The organism is Amycolatopsis sp. WAC 04182 (assembly GCF_003947465.1).
Taxonomy (GTDB): Bacteria; Actinomycetota; Actinomycetes; order Mycobacteriales; family Pseudonocardiaceae; genus Amycolatopsis.
The window spans coordinates 206,537-222,917 of sequence record NZ_QHJJ01000007.1 but is presented as its reverse complement, the minus strand read 5'-3'; the positions used below and the strand labels follow the sequence as shown (position 1 = coordinate 222,917).

Here is a 16,381-nt window from a genome sequence, read left to right as displayed (position 1 = left end):
CCGACCGCGGATTCCGTTACCAGACCACACCGTTCCCAGCGGCGCAACGGACGTTACCGGACCGCTACGGCGGATATCGTCATGAGGAAGCGTGTGTCTGAAAAGGACTGTCCACCGGCGACCGGTTGACGCGACAGCGCTCGGGCCTTCAGTCCTTCAACGCGAGGGCGATCGAGTCGGCGATCGGCGTGGTGGGCCTGCCGATCAGACGGCCGAGTTCTCCATCGGCGCAACTCGGCTGAGCTAGACCGGCTCTGAACCCGGCCCCAGGTCGGGAACCTTCCATACGCCATACATCGACTTCCTGAGTTCGACGATCCCTGGAAGTGCTTCGGCGAGATCGCGGATCCAGGTCGTGAACGTCTTCCGGCTGTCCGCTATCGGCTGGTCCCCACAGAAAATGGAGTACGTCGGATCGGCTTCGGCCAGATCGTCCTCCGTGAAGTAAGAGAACATGTACCCCTGGTGCGTCTGGAAGACGAAGGCATCCTCGAAAGGGGCGAAGTCCCCCTCGTAGTCGTCGACGACGATTTCCCGGGCGATCTCCTTTGCCTCAAGGAGCCATCCGTAATCCCACTCGCCGTCCTGACTCAGCCAGTACGGGTTCTTTCCACCGAACTTCAGGAACTCGACGTAACGTGCCGGCAGCGTGGCCACGCCTTGGGCCGCCATCAACGACTCGACCTCTTGATCGGAACAGCCGAGTAGCGTCTTCTCGTCCACGTATCCCCGCGCCAGCAGCGGCTCGACGATATCTGCCAAGTAGGACAACGAGCGGGCTCCCGTCGGAGATCGGCCGAGTATGCGGCTACCGACCCTAACGGCCGTCGCCCGGATCGGCGGTTTGTCGCCCGGAGGTGCCGGGTAGCCGATGTGTTCGGAGCACCGACGCGGAGGTGAACGAGCATGACGATCCGGACCACCACACGCGAAACCGAGCAAGCACCCGCGCTGACACGGGAGGAGACCGGCGGATCCGCCCGCTCTTCCGAGGTGCCGATCGGGCTTGTCCTGCTGGCGGGGGTGTACTTGATCCTGTCACCCTGGGTGATCGAGTTCACCGGCACGTTCGGCATGGCCGCGACCAACATGATCAGCGGCATCGTGCTGGCCCTCTTCGCCGCCGGATGCGCCCGCTCCGCCGGCTTGCGCACCGTGGCCTGGGTGATCCCGGTACTCGGCGCCTGGGTGATGAGCTCGCCATGGGTGATTTCCCGGGGTCGTGGCCTGGTGCCGCTCGAATATCCGGGGATGCCGGCCCTGAACACGGCGACCTGGCTGAGCAACGTGATCGCCGGCGCGATCGTGCTGGTCGCCGGAATCGCGCTGGCGCTGTCGACGCGTCGCCGCCCGGCCCACCGGTGACGGTCGGCAGCCCCGTCACCGGTCGCGGCCGGCCGGACGGTAGCCCGCGTAGGCGGCCAGACGGAGCATGAGCCCGTCTTCTGTCCCGGCCGTTTCCAGCGCCGGTGGATCGAGCGACGCCTCCGGGCTGTCCGAAAACATGCGCTGTGCGAAAGAAGCGACCACACGGGGCGACGGCAGCAGTTCGAGACCGTGATAGCCGACGATGAGCAGGTCTTCACCGCTGCCGGTCTCGACGGCCAAGGCCCAGCCGTGCAGTTCGTCCCACAGCAACGCGACATCGCGGTCCGGCCTGCTCGGCAGTCTTCGCTCGAGCGCGACATAAGCGCTCGCCGTCGGCTCGAGCTGGACGCAATACGCGTCGCCGTGCAATCCCAGCGCTTCGATCACCAGGCTCACATAGCGATGCAGTCCTTTCAGCACCACTCCGTCGGATTGCGGTTCCATGCCGATCGCCACCTTGTGCTCGTCCTCGCCGGCACTGCGACGCCGGCTGCTCGACGCGGCAATGAAGTCATCTGCCCACGCGGGTGCCCGCCGGACCCGCATCCCATGCGCGGGCCTCGCGATGGTTTCGGCTTCGCGGGGGACTCAGTGGCGGCCACGAAGCCGATACGCCACGGCGAACCCCAAGGCCACCCCGCCGAAAACGTCGGTCGGCCAGTGGACGTGCGTCCTGACCCGGCCGTAACAGACCACGAACGCGAGCGGAGCGACGGCCGCGCCCGCCTTCGGCGAGCGAAGGGCGACCGCGGTGGTGAACGCGGCGGCCGTCACCGCGTGTTTCGACGGGAACGAGAACGAATTAGGACGTTCCGGCAGGGATTCGCGGGCGGGCAGGCGACGGGTGGCGGGACGAGGACGGCGTATCAGCGCGCTGAGCAGATGCCCGCTCAGCATGCCCGCACCGGCGGCCACCAACCCGCAGACCCCGGCGCGACGGGAAGGTCCCCGGCGCACCGCGAGCAGGGCCGCGACGACGAACCACAGCAGGCCACCTCGCGCCGCGGTCGTCGTCGCGACCACGACCGGATGCACTCGCGAGGTCGGCAGGCCATGGTCGTCCAGCTTCCGTAGCGCCTCTTCGCCTTCCGGCCACATCGGTTGTGGACACCTCCTGTCAGCGACTACCCCGAATGGGCGAAGATCATTCGGGGTACCGGCTCTTGACCGATCAAAGTCCGCTCCCACCGTCGAGTTCGTCGAGGAGTTCGCTGTCGAGGTGACGCAATCCCGCATAGGTGAGCGATGAGGCCAATTCACCGGCTTTGGCGGGGTCGAGCGGGTGGATCAGCAGGGCGTGGCGGGCACCGTGGACCGCGATGCCGACGACCATCGCAGCGAGCAATTCGGCACTCGCCGCCGGACGCCCGCCGAGGACGGCCCGGATCCGTTGTGCGACGCGCTGGGTCATCGCTTGCTGCAGCTTCTCGCGCACCTCGACGCTGTCCACGGAGCCTTGCGAGTCGAAGAGCAGCCGGAACCCGTCGGGATGGGTGGCGGCGTAGTCGAAGAAGGCCCGCATGTCGGCCCGTACCTGCTGGTGCAGCGGCAAGTTCTCCGATCGCCGGTAGACGTCGGAAAACCACTGCGCCAGCTTGCCCGCTTCCCGGTCCAGGCAGGTCCGGTACAGCTGCTGCTTGTTGCCGAAGTGGGCATACAGCGTGGGTTTGGTGGAGTTGGCGGTGGCGGCGATCAACGCCATGGACGCCCCGCGGAATCCGGTTTCGGCGAACACCGCGCATGCCGTGTCCAGCAGCTGATCATCCGACGGTCGCCCCTCGTGGCCGGCTCGCTGTGTCACGGCCGCCACTTTACCCGACGGTAAAGTGATGTTAGCTTTACCGTCGGGTAAAGCCAGCGGTGCAGGTCACCGCGCCCGTCATAGCGACAAGCGGGGTGGACAATGCGGTCCGTACGTCTCCGGACGCTCGTGTCGAGCGTGGCCGTCTTGCTCACCGCCGGGCTCTGCGGCGTGCCCGCGGCGGCCTCGGGCCCGCCCGGCGAACCGCTGCGTTGCGCACTGCCCGCCGGCGGAGCGGAACCGCGGACGGCGACACCGGCCCAGGTCGGCATGGATGCCACGAAACTGGCCGAGGCGATCCGGTTCGCCGCCTCCCGGAACCGGTTGTCGGTACGGGTTTTCCGCTTCAACTGCCTGGTCGCCGAGGGCCCTTTGAACCCGGTGACGAACACGGTGCCGTTGAACGTGTGGAGCTCCACGAAGAGCGTGGTCTCGATTCTGGCCGGTATCGCGCACACCCAGGGCAGGATCGAGCTGGACGCCCCGATCGGACGGTACTTGCCCGCCGGGGCGGGCTGGGGCGACGCCGCCCACCGCGCGATAACCGTCCGGCAGTTGCTGAACCAGGAATCCGGGCTGAAACAGTCCATCGGTACCGAAGCCGCGTCAAGTGTGCTCGGCCTGGATACGAATGTCGTCAAACAAGCCCTGGCGCTGCCGATCGTGCGTGAGCCGGGAACCTACTTCGACTACGGCCAGCGGCCGGTCGACCTGCTGGCCCATGTCGTGGAACGCGCGGTGGGACAGGACCTGCAGACGTTCGCCCAGCACAACCTGTTCGGCCCGATCGGCATCTCCCGTTCCGACTACGTCTGGTTGCGCGACCGCACCGGGAACACCTATGGATTCGCCAATCTGTACCTCAAGCCCGGCGACCTCGCGCGAGTCGGGCTCTTGCTGCTCAACAACGGCGACTGGCGCGGCAAGCAGGTCTTCGCCCCGGGCTACCTCACCCGGGCCACCAAGCCGTCGGACACGAATCCCTGCTACAGCCACCTGTTCTGGCTCAATCGAGCCCCGTGCGTCGGACCGTCCATCCCCTCACGCCATGTCTACTCGCAAGCCCCGCTGGCAGGGATGCCTTCCGACGCCTATGCGACGGTCGGTTTCCTGCATCAGAGCAACTTCGTCGTGCCCAGTCTCGGCCTCGTCGTCACCTGGACCGGTGTACTCGGCGACCACTCCCTCGACCCCGCCACCCTGCAGTCGATCAGCCCGAACAGCGAGCTCCACCACGGCTTTTTCCGGTTGCTCGGCCGAGCCTTCACCGACCTGGGCCTGCCCGACCCGGGGCCTTACCGTCCCGAGTACAACTTCGACGTCCGGCCCGGCCAGTTCGCCGACCCCGAAGTACTTCTCGGCGCGTTCGGCATCGGCTGAATCGCCCCCGCCTTCGAGCCCCTCACTCGAACCCTTGTGCGCTAAGGCAGAGCAGCCCTTGTGCCGTCGAGTCCGGCGAGCAGGTCGCCGTGTTCGCCGACGCGGTCGAGCACGTCGTCGGCGGTGAACACCAGCTGTGTCGCGCGACGGCAGGCGCGGACCTCGTCCCAGGTGACCGGAGTCGAGACGGTGGGACGGTCGCGGCCGCGCAGGGAATACGGCGCCACCGTGGTCTTGGCGGGATTGTTCTGGGACCAGTCGATGAACACCCGCCCGGTCCGCTGCGCCTTGGCCATCACGGCGGTCACCCGGTCCGGTGTCTCGCGGGCCAGGCGCTGCGCGAGTTTCTTGGCGTAGGCCGACGGAGCGGCGGGATCGTCGGTGGTGACGGCGCAGTAGAGCTGCATGCCCTTCGAACCGGATGTCTTCGCCAGCGCGGACAGCCCGTCTTCGGCCAGTGCGGCGTGCAGCCGTTCGGCGACGCGGCAGCAGTGCACGATCGAGGTTCCCGGGCCGGGGTCGAGATCGAACACCAGCCGGTCCGGCGGACGGCGGGTACCGTCGCCCGCGACGGTCCATTGTGGAACGTGGAGTTCGAGGGCGGCCATGTTCGCCGCCCACACCACGGCGGCCAGTTCGTCCAGCAACGCATACGTGATCGGCTCCCTCGGACCACGCGTGCCGCCGCGGGCGATCCGGACGGTCGGCAACCACCCTGGCGCGCCGTGCGGAACGTTCTTTTCGAAGAACTGCTCACCGCCGACCCCGCCGGGAAAACGGATGAACGTCACCGGGCGGCCCGCCAGATGTGGCAGCAGGATCGGCGCGATCCGGGAGTAGTAGTTGACGACCTCCCCCTTGGTGAATCCGTCCGGGTACAGCACCTTGTCCAGATTGGACAGGGTCAGCCGCCGCCCACCGGCCTGGACGGTGATCTTCGTTCCCCTCGTCGGTGACGCCGCGGGCCGCTCCTCGACCGCGGGTTCGGCCTTCGCCCGGTCGCTCGTTGGAGGCTCGGCGGCGGATGGCACTTCCCTTCGCGGTGCCAGTACCTCGGCGGGATGCTTGTCCTCGCGCAGTCCGCGCCACGAGGTGTGCCGCAGTCGTCCGGCGCCGCGGGTGAACTGCCGGAACACCACCTCGCCCACCAGGACGGGTTTCACCCAGTGCGCCCGCGCGGTGTCGGCCCGGGGCGGCGCGACGGCGAACGGGTGCCGTTTCCGCTCGAGGCCGTCGAGCCGGGCCTGCAGGCGGCCGCGTTCGGCTTCGGTGAACCCGGTGCCGACGTCACCGATATAGACCAGGGCGCCGGTGTCCGGGTCGTGGGCGCCCAGCAGCAGCCCGCCCATCCTTCCGTGCAGCCGTCCCTGCCCTGGCCGGTAACCGCAGACGATCACCTCGGTCGTCTGGATCAGCGGGTGCTTCGCCCAGGCGTCGCTGCGGCGGCCCGGGGTGTAAGCGGCGGTGCGAAGCTTCGCGATCAAACCCTCGTGACCACTGGCCCGCACATGCTCGAGCAGATGCCGCGGCGTCCGGCGGTCGGCGGCGAGGTCGGTGAAGGTGAAGCCGCGTACCACTTCCACCCGGTACGGGTCCGGCATCGGGATTCGGGTCAACCGCCCGCGCCGCTCGTCGTACGGTTCGCCCAGCAAGGAGACGTCACCGAGCCGCAGCAGGTCGAAGGCCAGGAACCGGACCGGCACGTCCTCGAACGGCTCGTCGCGGCGAACGGAACCGCGATGGGTCTGATAGCGGCCGCGGCGCTCCTGCAACATCCCGAAGTCGATCTGTCCCGCGTCGTTGTAGACGACGATCTCGCCGTCCAGCACGGCGCTCCGCCCGTCCAAGGCCTCGGTGAGGACCCCGGCGAGGCCCGGGAACTCGTCGGTGAAGTCGATCCCGTTGCGACTGGTCAGGACCGTGGTGCCGTCGGCGGCGATCCTCATGCACGCCCGGTAGCCGTCGAGCTTGTACTCGTACGCCCACTCCGGCCCCTCACGCAGCCGTCCTCCGTCCGGCTTGGCCAGCATCGGCTCCACCCAACCGGGCGTATTCGCTTCATCCCGGCCGCTTGCCGACTTCCGCGTCATCACGAGCTCCCGTCACCGAGCAGACCAGGACGAACGCACTCGTCCGATGGCCTGTGTCGACGGTAACCCGAACGGCCTAACACCGCGCTCCCGCCGGATCGTTTCGCCGTCGACCCACCGGGTATGGGCTGAGGAGTCGTGCCGAAGGGAGAAAGCCGTGAACGGTCATGAAGCCGCCCCCGCCCCGTTGCCCACCGAGGCCGAACCGCCGAGGCGCGCCGTCGTCACCGGCTCCGATTCGGGGATCGGCCGCGCGGTGGCCGTCGCCCTCGCCAAGGACGGTCTCGACGTCGGCATCACCTATCACTCCGACGCGGATGGCGCGGAATCCACCGCCGCCGAGGTTCGGGAACAGGGCGTGGCAGCGTACGTACGCCGGCTCGACCTGACGGAACTGCCCGGCGCGGCGAGCGTCGTCGACGCCTTCGCCGAGGACCTCGGCGGAATCGACGTCCTGGTCAACTGCGCGGGGACCGGCAGCACCGAACGGGCGATCGACATGGCCTACGACCGCTGGCGGCAGGTGCTGGACGTCGACCTCGACGGGGTGTTCCTCTGCGCCCAGCGCGCGGCGCGGCATATGGTCGACGCCGCGCACGGCGGCCGGATCATCACCATCACCAGCGTCCACGAGCACGTTCCCCGCGTGGGGGCGGCACTGTACTGCGCGGCGAAGGCCGGCGCGGGCGCGCTCACCCAGGTGCTGGCGTTGGAACTGGCGGAACACGGGATCACGGTGAACTCCGTCGCGCCGGGCGAGATCTCCACCCCGATGACCGGGCAGACCGACGCGGACCCTCGCGAGCAGGAACGGCCCGGCATCCCCCTCGGCCGGACCGGGCACGCCGACGAGGTCGCGGCGGCGGTGGCGTTCCTCGCGCGGCCCGCTGCCGGTTACATCACCGGCGCGTCACTCGTCGTGGACGGCGGCCTGATGTTGATGGGCGCCCAGGCGGGAACCGCGTACCCCGCTCACGACTGGCGCTCTCCGTGACCGTTCCGCGCGACGGCGGCCAAGGCGAGCCAGAGCGCGCCGGCCGCGGTCAGCGCGAAACCCGCCGCCGTCCACCACGACCACCAGGTGAAGAAGGCCACCACCGGCCCCACGGCGAGCAGGACTCCCCCGCCGGTCGCCGCGGCTTCGGGTAGTTCGGTCTCCTGGTCAGGCACGGGTGTCCAGGCCGGCGCTCTCCAGAGCGCGCTCGACGCCTCCCGGTCCGGTGATCAGTTTCAGGGTCCGCCCGGTGATGGTCGCCTGATGCCAGGCGTGGACGAGGACGCCGAGACCCGTGGTGTCGAGGAAGGTGACGGCGGAAAGGTCGATCACCACGGTGCGCAGAGCGGACGTCAATCGCGGACCGAGCAGATGGGCGAGCCGGGGAGCGGTGGCGGCGACGAGTTCGCCGTCGACCGCGATGACGGCCGTGGCGGGATCGGGCCGGGTGACCGTGAGCCGGAGCGATCCGCCGGGATCCGGCTGGGGGAACGAGGTCGTGCGGGTGGGCGTGGTGCGGTCTCGGTGCGCCGCTGGGGGTGATTCGAGGAAGGTCGACACGGGAACTCCCGGACAGCTGTGACGGAGCCCGGGCAAAGAATCTTCGGCGAGCTGGGGAAGCCGGCCAGGCCCGGGTGAGCACGGAGTGGCTGTGGACTCAACCGCTGTGCCTGCCGTTTTATCAGGGGCGGCGGTGTACGTCCATGGGCCTGAAGAGGGAACCCGGGGTCGTTGGCAGTCACTACAGAATAGCTATACCCACCGCTCGACAGAATCTACAGTGCGTACTATAGATATTGCGAGAAGCGGTACATGACCTGGTGCCGGACGAGGAACGTTGCCGGGGAGTGATCGACGATGCCAGACACCTTGCGCGGCTCGCGGCGGTGATCACCGCCTATCACCGGCTCCGCGACCAGGCCGCCGGGAAACCGGGAGCCGCGCGCGGTGGGCCCGTTCGCGTCGGGCATCCCCCAGCACCACCGGCCCGGCCGGATGTGGTGGCGGGACCGGTCCGGCGGCACCGATGACCGAAGAACGCCCCGATCCCTTGGTGCGGCTGGATTCAGGACCGTCGCCTTTTCCGGCGAAGCCTTCGCGAAATTGGTGGAGCAATTCTCCTGCCGCCGCCGAACAAGCGGCAGTTTGCCCTTGACGCCTTCCCCTGGCACCCATCACGTCCGTAGCGTCGCGCACCGGCTGATCCGCCACGTTCAAGGAGAAAGGGAACGTCGTTGAGAAGATTCATGGTCGGACTGCTCGGTGTGGCATTGGCGTTGAGCAGCACTCTCCTGGTCACCCCGTCGGCGCAGGCCGCGACGGCACGGAACGGCGTCTGCGAGGACGGCGAGTTCTGCTTGTACTACAACAGCAATCAGCAGGGATCGGTCAGCGATTTCGACGCGTCGGTCGGTAACTACGGCACGGGCGCCGACTGCTATCACTTCCTCGGCGCGGGTGCGGGGAAGGGCCTGTGCGTGCGGAACAACGCGGCCTCGGTGTGGAACCGGAGGGACGCGGTGGTCACCGTGTTCTTCAAGAACGGCTGGACCGGCCCGATCGACTCGTTCACGCACGGCGCCAAGGGCAACCTGACCTCGACGTACAACGACAACGCCGGGCACATGCTCGGCCTGGTGGGGAACGACTGGCTGGAAACCGGGTTGTACCACAGCGATTCCGGCCGCATCACCTCCTATTTCGACGGCTACGTGAACACTTCCGGCAGGCACGAGGGGATCGACTTCGCGCGCGGCTTCGGTGTTCCCGTGTACTCCATGACCCAAGGCACCGTGATCAGGAAGACCGAGGGCAGCAACGGCAGCGGCGGCCTGTCCACGCTGGCGATCTACAACCGGGATCAGGATTTCACGATCATCTATCTGCATCTCAATCCGTCGAACGGGCTCGCGGTCGGTGAGTTCGTCAGCCGTGGCCGGCAGATCGGCACCGAGGAGTATCGCGGCGCCACCGCCACGCACACGCATGTCGAATACCGGCCGGGCAGGCACGAGAGCGCGTCGGACAGCACCGGCGACCCGGTTCTCGACAACCCGAGCCCGTCGTTGTTCTGGCGGAACCACGGTTACAACATCTGCTGCGGATGACGTCGTCAAGCCCGCTCCGCCCGCCCGGGCCGAGCGGGCACCCGACGTCCTGAAGCCGAACCGGCACTTCTTCGGGGAAGTTTCCGGTTGTCCGTGCCCTGCCGCTTTCCGACCATGATGCGGCATCGGTGACGCGAGTCGCTGAGCGAACGCGGAGGACGCCAGTGACTCAAGGTGTTCACACCATCCTGCCCGGCAGGCAAGCGACCATGCTGTACGCGCTGGAGGCGACGACCCCGGCGAATGAAAGCCCGACCCGCTTCGGCAAATTGCTGCGAAGCCACCGGCACAGTCTCGGCACGACCCAGCGGCTTCTCGCCGCCCGCTCCACCGTCAGCGTCCGAGCGATCAGGGACCTCGAGCACGGCCGGGTCGGCAGGCCCCGCCGCGACACGGTCCGGCTCATCGCGGCCGGTCTCGGCCTGACCGGCCAGGCTCGCGCCGAATTCGAACGAGCAGCGGCTTCCTATCGACCGACCACCCACCGCAAGAGGAGACCCGAATGAAGCATCCGTTGAGAGCGGCGATGGCCGCCACGCTCGCCGCTCTCGTCGCCTTCGCCGTCGGCGCCGTGTCCGCCGGTGCCGACGCGACCGCACAGGCGGACGACCTGCCACCACTCGCGATCGAGGACTTCAACTACCCGCAAGCCGCGCAAATCCAGGCGGAGCGCGGGTTTCTGCTCAAACGCGGCGACGGCCACATCGTGCTGCTCGCCACCTGCCCCGCCGACACGACGGATCCGGATCTGCTGCGGATCGCCGAGCGGGGCCAGCCCGGATCCGGCTACGTGTGCTTCCGCGTCTCCGGGAAGACCGGCCACCTGACCGTCGAGATGCCGTCCGTTTACGGCGTGAGCACCGGGAACTTCACCAGCGACGTCGTGCTGACTCCCGACGACGGGACGACGAAGACGTACAAGGTGCCGCCGAACAGCTACGCGGGCGTCGGCGAGGCCGACCCGGAGGGCACCGGCGGCGAGTACACGCTCCTGGAAATCAAGGTCTCCCGTTGACCGGCCACCGCTTCCCGCACCGTGTGAGGAACTCAGTCATGACAAGACCCGTCCGTGCCCGCTCGAGAAGACTGGCCCTGGTGTCCGGCTTGGCCTTGGCCGCCACCGCGGTGACGACCGCACCCGCGGCGGCCGTCGTCGGAGGCGACTCCGACCACGCGTTCGTCGTGCGGCTGGACATCGGCGGCGGCGCCCGCGCCTGCACGGGCGCGCTGGTCGCACCTGGCTGGGTGCTCACCGCCGCGAGCTGCTTCGCGGCCACTCCCGGCACGGGCCTTCCGCCGTCGGGCACCCCGCCCCAGCCCGTCACCGCGACCATCGGCCGCCCCGATCTCACGACCACCGCCGGCGTGGTGCGGAACGTGCTCCGCCTGGTCCCGCACGAGTCACGGGACCTGATGATGGCCCAGCTCAACCTTTCCGTCCCGGGTGTCACCCCGGTCGCGGTCAGCGCGACCGCCCCGGCGGCAGGCGAGCAACTGACACTCCCCGCCTACGGCCGCACCACCACCGAGTGGGCACCGCTGCGTCAGCACGTGGGCACCTTCACGGTCGACGCGGTCACCGGCGGGAACCTCGCGCTCACCGGGCAGAACGGCGCCGCCGTCTGCGCCGGTGACACCGGCGGTCCCGCGCTGCGCACCACCGGCTCCGGCGTCGAGGTGGCCGCGGTGAACAGCCGCTCCTGGCAAGGCGGCTGTTTCGGCACGCCGTCGACCGAGACCCGGACCGGGGCCGTCGACACCCGCGTCGACGACGTGCGGCCGTGGATCGCGAACGTCGCGCTGGGCGTCCACTGGACCGACGCGGCCACGGTCTCCGGCGACAACCAGACCGACTCGGCGGTCGCGACCTCGCGCAACGGCGCGACGACCGCGGTGGTCTGGGAGGACGACCGGCTGGGCACCACTCCCGCCGACACCGTCGGCACCAACGTCTACCTGCGGCTGTACCAGAACGGGCAGCCCAAGTTCACCCGTGCGGTCACCTCGACCGGAGCGGCGAACTGGAAGCACATCCAGCCGGACGTCGCGGTCCGTGACGACGGCACGACCATCGTCACCTACGCGGACGACCACGACGGCAACGGGTATTACGACATCAAGGTGAAGACGTTCGACTCCAGCGCACGCGAGACCGGCGCGGCCACGGTCAACGCGAACGCGGCCGGACAGCAGCAGAACCCCCGGATCGCCGCCGACCCGGACGGCACGGGCTTCGCCATCGCCTTCGAAACCTGGGACGGCGCCCCGAAGCAGGTGCGCCTGGCGTTCTATTCCGCCATCACCCTCAAGAAGTGGGAACAGATCATCAGCCCCGGCGCCGGTCCCAGCCAGAACCCCGACGTGGCGATGGGCGCGAACGGAAACGCCGTCGTGGTCTGGGAAATGGACACCGGCAGCGGTGCGTTCGCCATCCGCATCCGCGGCTTCGCCCCGGACGGCTCGGAGTCGCTGGGCTACCGCGCCCCCGGCGGTACCGGGGATCAACGGGACGCGAGCATCGCCGCCGACTTCGCGGGCAACTTCGTCGTCGGCTGGCAGAACGACAACGCGGGCACCAGGCAGGTCGCGGTCCGGTCGTACACCGCGGCGGGTACCGGGGGCGCCGTCAACTACGGCCCGAACGGGGCGGAACCGAAGGTCGGCATCGACGGCCAGCGGCGCGCCGTCGTCGCCTGGCGGTACGGCGGCGACGTGTACGTGCGAGGCGTCAACGCGGACGGCACCACCACCGGCAGGCTGCCGGCGCTGCGGACCACCCCGGTGACCAACTCCAGCGCCGACGTCGAGCCCGCGGTGGCCGTCGATCCGGTCGGTGCGATCACGCTGACCCACACGAAGACGGTCGGCACGGCCGGGTTCAACCAGATCCAGTACGGCACCGGCCTGAGCAATTTCGGCTGGTAATCAAGGTTTTTGAGCCGAAGGTCGACCGTGGACTGTTCTCGGGCGGGTCAAGCGCGGGTCGTGAGTGACGTTTCGGGCTAGAGCCGACCGTGTCTCAGGTACCTACTGCCGATGTGCCGGCCGCGCGTCGTGTCGTCCATCCAGTCACGCGTGTCGTCCGCCGGATCACGCGTGTCGTCCGGTCGATCACAGGAATCGCGACGTTCGCCTTACCCCCTCGACAAGGCCCTACCACCAGCAGCTCCGCTCTGGAAAGGAAATCCGTGATGTCCTCGAACGAATGGTCCAGACGCCAAGCGCTCCGCGTGTTCGGCGGCGCCGCCGCGCTGACCGCACTGCCCGCCGGGTTCGTCCTCGCCGGTGCCGGCCCGGCTTTCGCCGAGACCGGCCCGGCGGAGGCGGGGCTGCCGGACACCGCCAGGGGGCGGGCGCTGTGGCAGTACAAGATCGGTGGCAAGGCGGTCCGCCGTGAGGGGAAGGCCGCCCTGCTCGGTTCGGACGCGGACATCACGGATTTCCTGAACAACCGGCTCCAGCACGCCATCGACGAGGACAACCGGTTCGCCCTCTTCGCCGCGCTGCCGTTCGCGGGCCGCGCGACCACCGCCGGGATCGGCACCGCCCTGTCCGGCGGCAGCGCCGCGATGTCGGCCTTCCTGCGGGACGGCTACGACGCCGCGGTCACCGAGGACAAGCGGGTCGAGGTACTGACCATCAAGAACACGGGCGGGACCGCGGTGCAGCGGGCGGCGACCAACGCTCTGAACACCAACACCCTGGCCGCGTTCACCGCGTTCATCGAGACCGGCCAGTACCCGGCCCACGACGAGGACGCCAGGCTCGTCGTCTTCACCCTGCTCAACACCGGGTCACCGCAGGTGAAGCTCTACGCCCAGCGGGCGCTCGACACGGGTACCCCCGAAGCTATCGACTGGTTCCTGCGCACCGGCCAGTACATCGCCCGCGCCCGCGACGAAGAGTCCGCCACCATCCAGCAGCTGGTCGGGATCGTCGAACGGGAAGGCCGGATCGCGCAACGGTGCACCGATCAGGCCGTTGCCCTGTCCAACGCCGCCAAGGAGGCCGCGGCCAAGGCGAAACAGGCCGCGCTCGCCGCGCTGGACGAGGCCCGCGCCGCGCAGAACGACGTGCGCCGCTCGGCCAAGGCGGCCAACGCCGCCGCCCGCGCGGCGAAGAACGCGGCCTCCTGCGCGGCCACCGCGATCAGCGCCTCCCGTGCCGCCCAGCAGGCCGCGCGCCGCGCCGCGTACGCCTCCCAAGCCGCCGCGCACGCCACCGCCGCGGCGGGCCAGGCGGCCGCTCGCGCGTACAACGCCGCCATTTCCGCGTCCAAGAACGCGAGCGCCGCGTCCGCCGCACGGCAGGCCGCCGCCACCGCCCGCAACGCTGCCGGGCAGGCGCGGAACGCCGCGAAAGCCGCCGAGCAGGCACGGATCGCCAGCTGGAGCGCGGTCTCGGCAGGCACCTCGGCGGCGGCCGCCGCCACCGACGCGGCTTCGGCGGCGAACGCGTCGGCCGATGCGGCGTCGGCCGCCGGGGTGGCACAGGCCGAGGCCCAGGAAGCCCGTCAGGCCGCGGCCGAGGCCACGGCAGCGGCGGCGCGCGCCAACCGGGCCGCAACCGCCGCACGGGGGTTCGCCAACCAGGCCTCATCGGCGGCCGCCGCCGCGCGCGATGCCGCGAACAGCGCGGCCGACCACGCGGATGCCGCGGCGGCCGCCGCCGAAGAGGCCGCCAACCACGCCGGCCAGGCGATCGACTACGCCAACAGGTCCACGGCGGCCGCCCAGCGCGCCGTCACCGCGGCCAACCTGGCCATGGACACGGTCAACCAGGCGCGGGCCGTCGAGCAGGCGGCCAGGGACGCCGAGACCGCCTCGCTGGCCGAGGAGACCGAACTCGGCGTCGAACTCGCCCAGCGGGACGCGCGGGAGGAGGCGGACGAACGGGCCAGGATCGCCCGGCAGCAAACGCAGAACGCGCTGACCGACGAGGCGATCCGCACCTTGATCGCCGACGCCGAAACCGCGTTGCGCGCCGGCGACACCGGCCGCGCGGCCACGCTGGGGCGGCAGGCCGCGCTCCAGCTGGTCTCGAACGGGCTCACCAGAAGCTGGACCAAGTCGGCGGCGGAGTTCGCCGTCGCGGGCGGTGACGAGGACGTCCTGGCCTGGCTGGGCGCCGACCGGCTGCTGTCACAGCGGCAGGACGACGCCGAATCGGTCGCCGCCGTGGCCGGTGTCTCGACGATGGCGGTGGCCACCGCCGCCGCCCAGGCGCTGGAGGCCGACAATCCCGCCGCGGTCACCGATTTCCTCACGACCGGCGCGATCAACGCCGCGGCCGAGGACAACAGGCGGACGATCTTCGCGATTCTCGCCGACAATCCCGGCACCGCGGTGCGTACCGCCGCGGAGGCGGCGCTGAACGACGGATCGCCCGCGGCGTTGCACCGGTTCCTCAAGGTGTCCGTCGTCGACGCGGCCGCCGAGGACGACCAGGTCGAGGCGTACCGGCTGCTCAACGAGGGCGGCCCGTACACGAAGGCGGCGGCGAAGATCGCGCTCGCGGGCACCACGAACATGCGGCGCGGTTTCGTCGCCGGTACCCAGTTCGACACCACCCAGCTCGACCACGACTGGGCCACGCACGTCGCCGCGATCCGGGCGGCGATCGCCCACGCGGCCAGGATCGCGTCGGACGCGCTGTCGAACGCGGCCCTCGCGTCCAAAGCCGCCGCGGAGGCCAGGAAGGCCGCCGCCGAAGCGGTCACCTGGGCCAACCGGGCGGCCGGGTACGCGGCGGACGCCCAGCGCTCCGCCACCGAAGCCGCGAACAACGCCGCCGCCGCCGAGCAGTCCGCCGCGGATGCCCGGCGCTCCGCCGACCAGGCGGCGGCCGCGGCCGCCGTCGCGAACAAGGCACGGCGCTCGGCGAACTCCTCGATGCTGCGCGCGTTCGACTGTGCCGACCGAGCGGTCAGCTTCGCCTACAAAGCCCAGGCCTCCGCGAACAGCGCCCGCGCGTCCGCCATCCAGGCAGGCAAAGACGCCGCGGCGGCGGCGGACGAGGCGAGCCGCGCCCGGCACATCGTCATCATGGCCGCGGAAGCCGAGGCCGCGCTCGCGGCACAGAGAGCGGCGAGGGACGACAGCGAGGATGCCAACGCGCACGGCGACTCGTCGATCATCGGGATGTGGCAGAACAACCCTGATCGGCTCCTGGAAGAATCGGCGAAGTTCTTCGACAGCCTCTCGGACTGGGCCGGCCTGATCTCCACAGGCGCCAGTCTCGGCGCGATGGTCTTCGCCTTGAACCTGCCACTCGCCGCCACTCTCGCCGCCATCGGCACTGCCGCCAAGGTCGTGTCCGTCGCTTCCGGATTCCTCGCGGCAGGATCGTCCGGCATGCTTTATGGCTGGGAAAGCACGGAGTTCCACACCGCTCTCGGCAAGGCGATGGTGAACACCGTCCTCACCGGAGTCGGCGCGATCAAGATCATCAGCGGTGTCCTGCCGCCAGGCTGGTCGGGCGTCCCGAAGCAACTGATCGAGCGCCATTACGAAAAAATCGGCTCAGTGACGTGGGACGCGTTCGAAGGCACCTTCGGCTGGCTGCACCGCCTCTTCAACCCCTGATCTCCGGTGACCGGACGGCCGGGTCCCTCGCTCGCCGAAGGACCCGGCCCGCCCGG

General features: G+C 69.6%; 16 protein-coding genes. 8 read left to right on the top strand and 8 right to left on the bottom strand.

What is annotated here, in order from left to right; genetic code table 11:
- Positions 1–243 precede the first annotated feature (243 nt).
- Positions 244–771, bottom strand: coding sequence for a hypothetical protein (locus tag DMH01_RS33160; RefSeq protein WP_125681795.1), 528 nt, complete (start codon positions 769–771; stop codon positions 244–246).
- A gap of 135 nt (positions 772–906) precedes the next feature.
- Here DMH01_RS33160 and DMH01_RS33155 point away from each other — a divergent pair, with 135 nt between their 5' ends.
- Positions 907–1,365 carry an SPW repeat protein gene (locus DMH01_RS33155; RefSeq protein WP_125681793.1) on the top strand — a complete coding sequence of 153 codons (459 nt, stop codon included), beginning with the start codon at positions 907–909 and terminating at the stop codon, positions 1,363–1,365.
- Between the two features lie 15 nt (positions 1,366–1,380).
- Here the strand turns inward: DMH01_RS33155 and DMH01_RS33150 are convergent, their stop codons facing one another.
- From DMH01_RS33150 to DMH01_RS33140, 3 genes are all read right to left on the bottom strand, one after another.
- Positions 1,381–1,812, bottom strand: a complete 432-nt coding sequence (locus DMH01_RS33150) for a DUF6292 family protein (RefSeq protein WP_125681791.1) — start codon at positions 1,810–1,812, stop codon at positions 1,381–1,383.
- Between the two features lie 144 nt (positions 1,813–1,956).
- On the bottom strand, positions 1,957–2,466 hold the full coding sequence (locus DMH01_RS33145) for a phosphatase PAP2 family protein (RefSeq protein WP_125681789.1): 510 nt from the start codon (positions 2,464–2,466) through the stop codon (positions 1,957–1,959).
- 73 nt (positions 2,467–2,539) lie between these two features.
- The gene (locus tag DMH01_RS33140) at positions 2,540–3,169 is read right to left on the bottom strand and encodes a TetR/AcrR family transcriptional regulator (protein ID WP_125681787.1); all 630 of its coding nucleotides are present in this window, start codon (positions 3,167–3,169) and stop codon (positions 2,540–2,542) included.
- Between the two features lie 102 nt (positions 3,170–3,271).
- Here DMH01_RS33140 and DMH01_RS33135 point away from each other — a divergent pair, with 102 nt between their 5' ends.
- A complete protein-coding gene (locus DMH01_RS33135) occupies positions 3,272–4,549 on the top strand; it encodes a serine hydrolase (protein WP_125681785.1) in 1,278 nt (425 codons plus the stop codon).
- 41 nt (positions 4,550–4,590) lie between these two features.
- On the opposite strand, the gene ligD is transcribed toward DMH01_RS33135, so the two are convergent.
- On the bottom strand, positions 4,591–6,579 hold the full coding sequence (ligD, locus tag DMH01_RS33130; protein WP_233621753.1) for a DNA ligase D: 1,989 nt from the start codon (positions 6,577–6,579) through the stop codon (positions 4,591–4,593).
- 217 nt (positions 6,580–6,796) lie between these two features.
- Between ligD and DMH01_RS33125 the strand changes: the two genes are divergently transcribed.
- Positions 6,797–7,633, top strand: coding sequence for an SDR family oxidoreductase (locus tag DMH01_RS33125; protein ID WP_233621752.1), 837 nt, complete (start codon positions 6,797–6,799; stop codon positions 7,631–7,633).
- Here DMH01_RS33125 and DMH01_RS33120 read toward each other — a convergent pair.
- The 3 genes from DMH01_RS33120 to DMH01_RS33110 form a co-directional block, all read right to left on the bottom strand.
- Positions 7,612–7,809 (bottom strand): hypothetical protein, encoded by a 198-nt coding sequence (locus DMH01_RS33120; RefSeq protein ID WP_125681780.1) that lies wholly within the window; start codon positions 7,807–7,809, stop codon positions 7,612–7,614. The genes DMH01_RS33125 and DMH01_RS33120 overlap by 22 nt on opposite strands.
- On the bottom strand, positions 7,802–8,194 hold the full coding sequence (locus DMH01_RS33115) for an STAS domain-containing protein (RefSeq protein WP_158633270.1): 393 nt from the start codon (positions 8,192–8,194) through the stop codon (positions 7,802–7,804). Before DMH01_RS33115 ends, DMH01_RS33120 begins: the two co-directional genes overlap by 8 nt.
- A 227-nt stretch (positions 8,195–8,421) precedes the next feature.
- On the bottom strand, positions 8,422–8,604 hold the full coding sequence (locus tag DMH01_RS33110; protein WP_125681776.1) for a hypothetical protein: 183 nt from the start codon (positions 8,602–8,604) through the stop codon (positions 8,422–8,424).
- Positions 8,605–8,880: 276 nt separating this feature from the next.
- On the opposite strand from DMH01_RS33110, the gene DMH01_RS33105 reads away from it, so the two are divergent.
- The 5 genes from DMH01_RS33105 (at position 8,881) to DMH01_RS33085 (ending at position 16,325) form a co-directional block, all read left to right on the top strand.
- Entirely contained in the window at positions 8,881–9,741 is an 861-nt protein-coding gene (locus DMH01_RS33105; RefSeq protein WP_125681774.1) for a peptidoglycan DD-metalloendopeptidase family protein, read from the top strand.
- 164 nt (positions 9,742–9,905) lie between these two features.
- Positions 9,906–10,247: a helix-turn-helix domain-containing protein gene (locus tag DMH01_RS33100; protein WP_233621751.1), complete on the top strand. Its 342-nt coding sequence runs from the start codon at positions 9,906–9,908 to the stop codon at positions 10,245–10,247.
- On the top strand, positions 10,244–10,756 hold the full coding sequence (locus DMH01_RS33095) for a hypothetical protein (RefSeq protein WP_125681772.1): 513 nt from the start codon (positions 10,244–10,246) through the stop codon (positions 10,754–10,756). Before DMH01_RS33100 ends, DMH01_RS33095 begins: the two co-directional genes overlap by 4 nt.
- A 38-nt stretch (positions 10,757–10,794) precedes the next feature.
- Positions 10,795–12,666 carry a S1 family peptidase gene (locus tag DMH01_RS33090; RefSeq protein WP_125681770.1) on the top strand — a complete coding sequence of 624 codons (1,872 nt, stop codon included), beginning with the start codon at positions 10,795–10,797 and terminating at the stop codon, positions 12,664–12,666.
- Between the two features lie 266 nt (positions 12,667–12,932).
- Complete coding sequence (locus DMH01_RS33085; RefSeq protein ID WP_125681768.1) at positions 12,933–16,325, top strand: ALF repeat-containing protein; 3,393 nt, start codon at positions 12,933–12,935, stop codon at positions 16,323–16,325.
- Positions 16,326–16,381 lie beyond the last annotated feature (56 nt).

What these genes read in the sequence shown, in the direction of transcription:
- DMH01_RS33155 (WP_125681793.1), top strand. Translation starts at nt 907, where the DNA reads ATGACGATCCGGACCACCACACGCGAAACCGAGCAAGCACCCGCGCTG.
- DMH01_RS33150 (WP_125681791.1), bottom strand. Translation starts at nt 1,812, where the DNA reads ATGGAACCGCAATCCGACGGAGTGGTGCTGAAAGGACTGCATCGCTAT.
- DMH01_RS33145 (WP_125681789.1), bottom strand. Translation starts at nt 2,466, where the DNA reads ATGTGGCCGGAAGGCGAAGAGGCGCTACGGAAGCTGGACGACCATGGC.
- DMH01_RS33135 (WP_125681785.1), top strand. Translation starts at nt 3,272, where the DNA reads ATGCGGTCCGTACGTCTCCGGACGCTCGTGTCGAGCGTGGCCGTCTTG.
- ligD (WP_233621753.1), bottom strand. Translation starts at nt 6,579, where the DNA reads ATGCTGGCCAAGCCGGACGGAGGACGGCTGCGTGAGGGGCCGGAGTGG.
- DMH01_RS33110 (WP_125681776.1), bottom strand. Translation starts at nt 8,604, where the DNA reads ATGCCCGACGCGAACGGGCCCACCGCGCGCGGCTCCCGGTTTCCCGGC.
- DMH01_RS33105 (WP_125681774.1), top strand. Translation starts at nt 8,881, where the DNA reads ATGGTCGGACTGCTCGGTGTGGCATTGGCGTTGAGCAGCACTCTCCTG.
- DMH01_RS33095 (WP_125681772.1), top strand. Translation starts at nt 10,244, where the DNA reads ATGAAGCATCCGTTGAGAGCGGCGATGGCCGCCACGCTCGCCGCTCTC.
- DMH01_RS33090 (WP_125681770.1), top strand. Translation starts at nt 10,795, where the DNA reads ATGACAAGACCCGTCCGTGCCCGCTCGAGAAGACTGGCCCTGGTGTCC.
- DMH01_RS33085 (WP_125681768.1), top strand. Translation starts at nt 12,933, where the DNA reads ATGTCCTCGAACGAATGGTCCAGACGCCAAGCGCTCCGCGTGTTCGGC.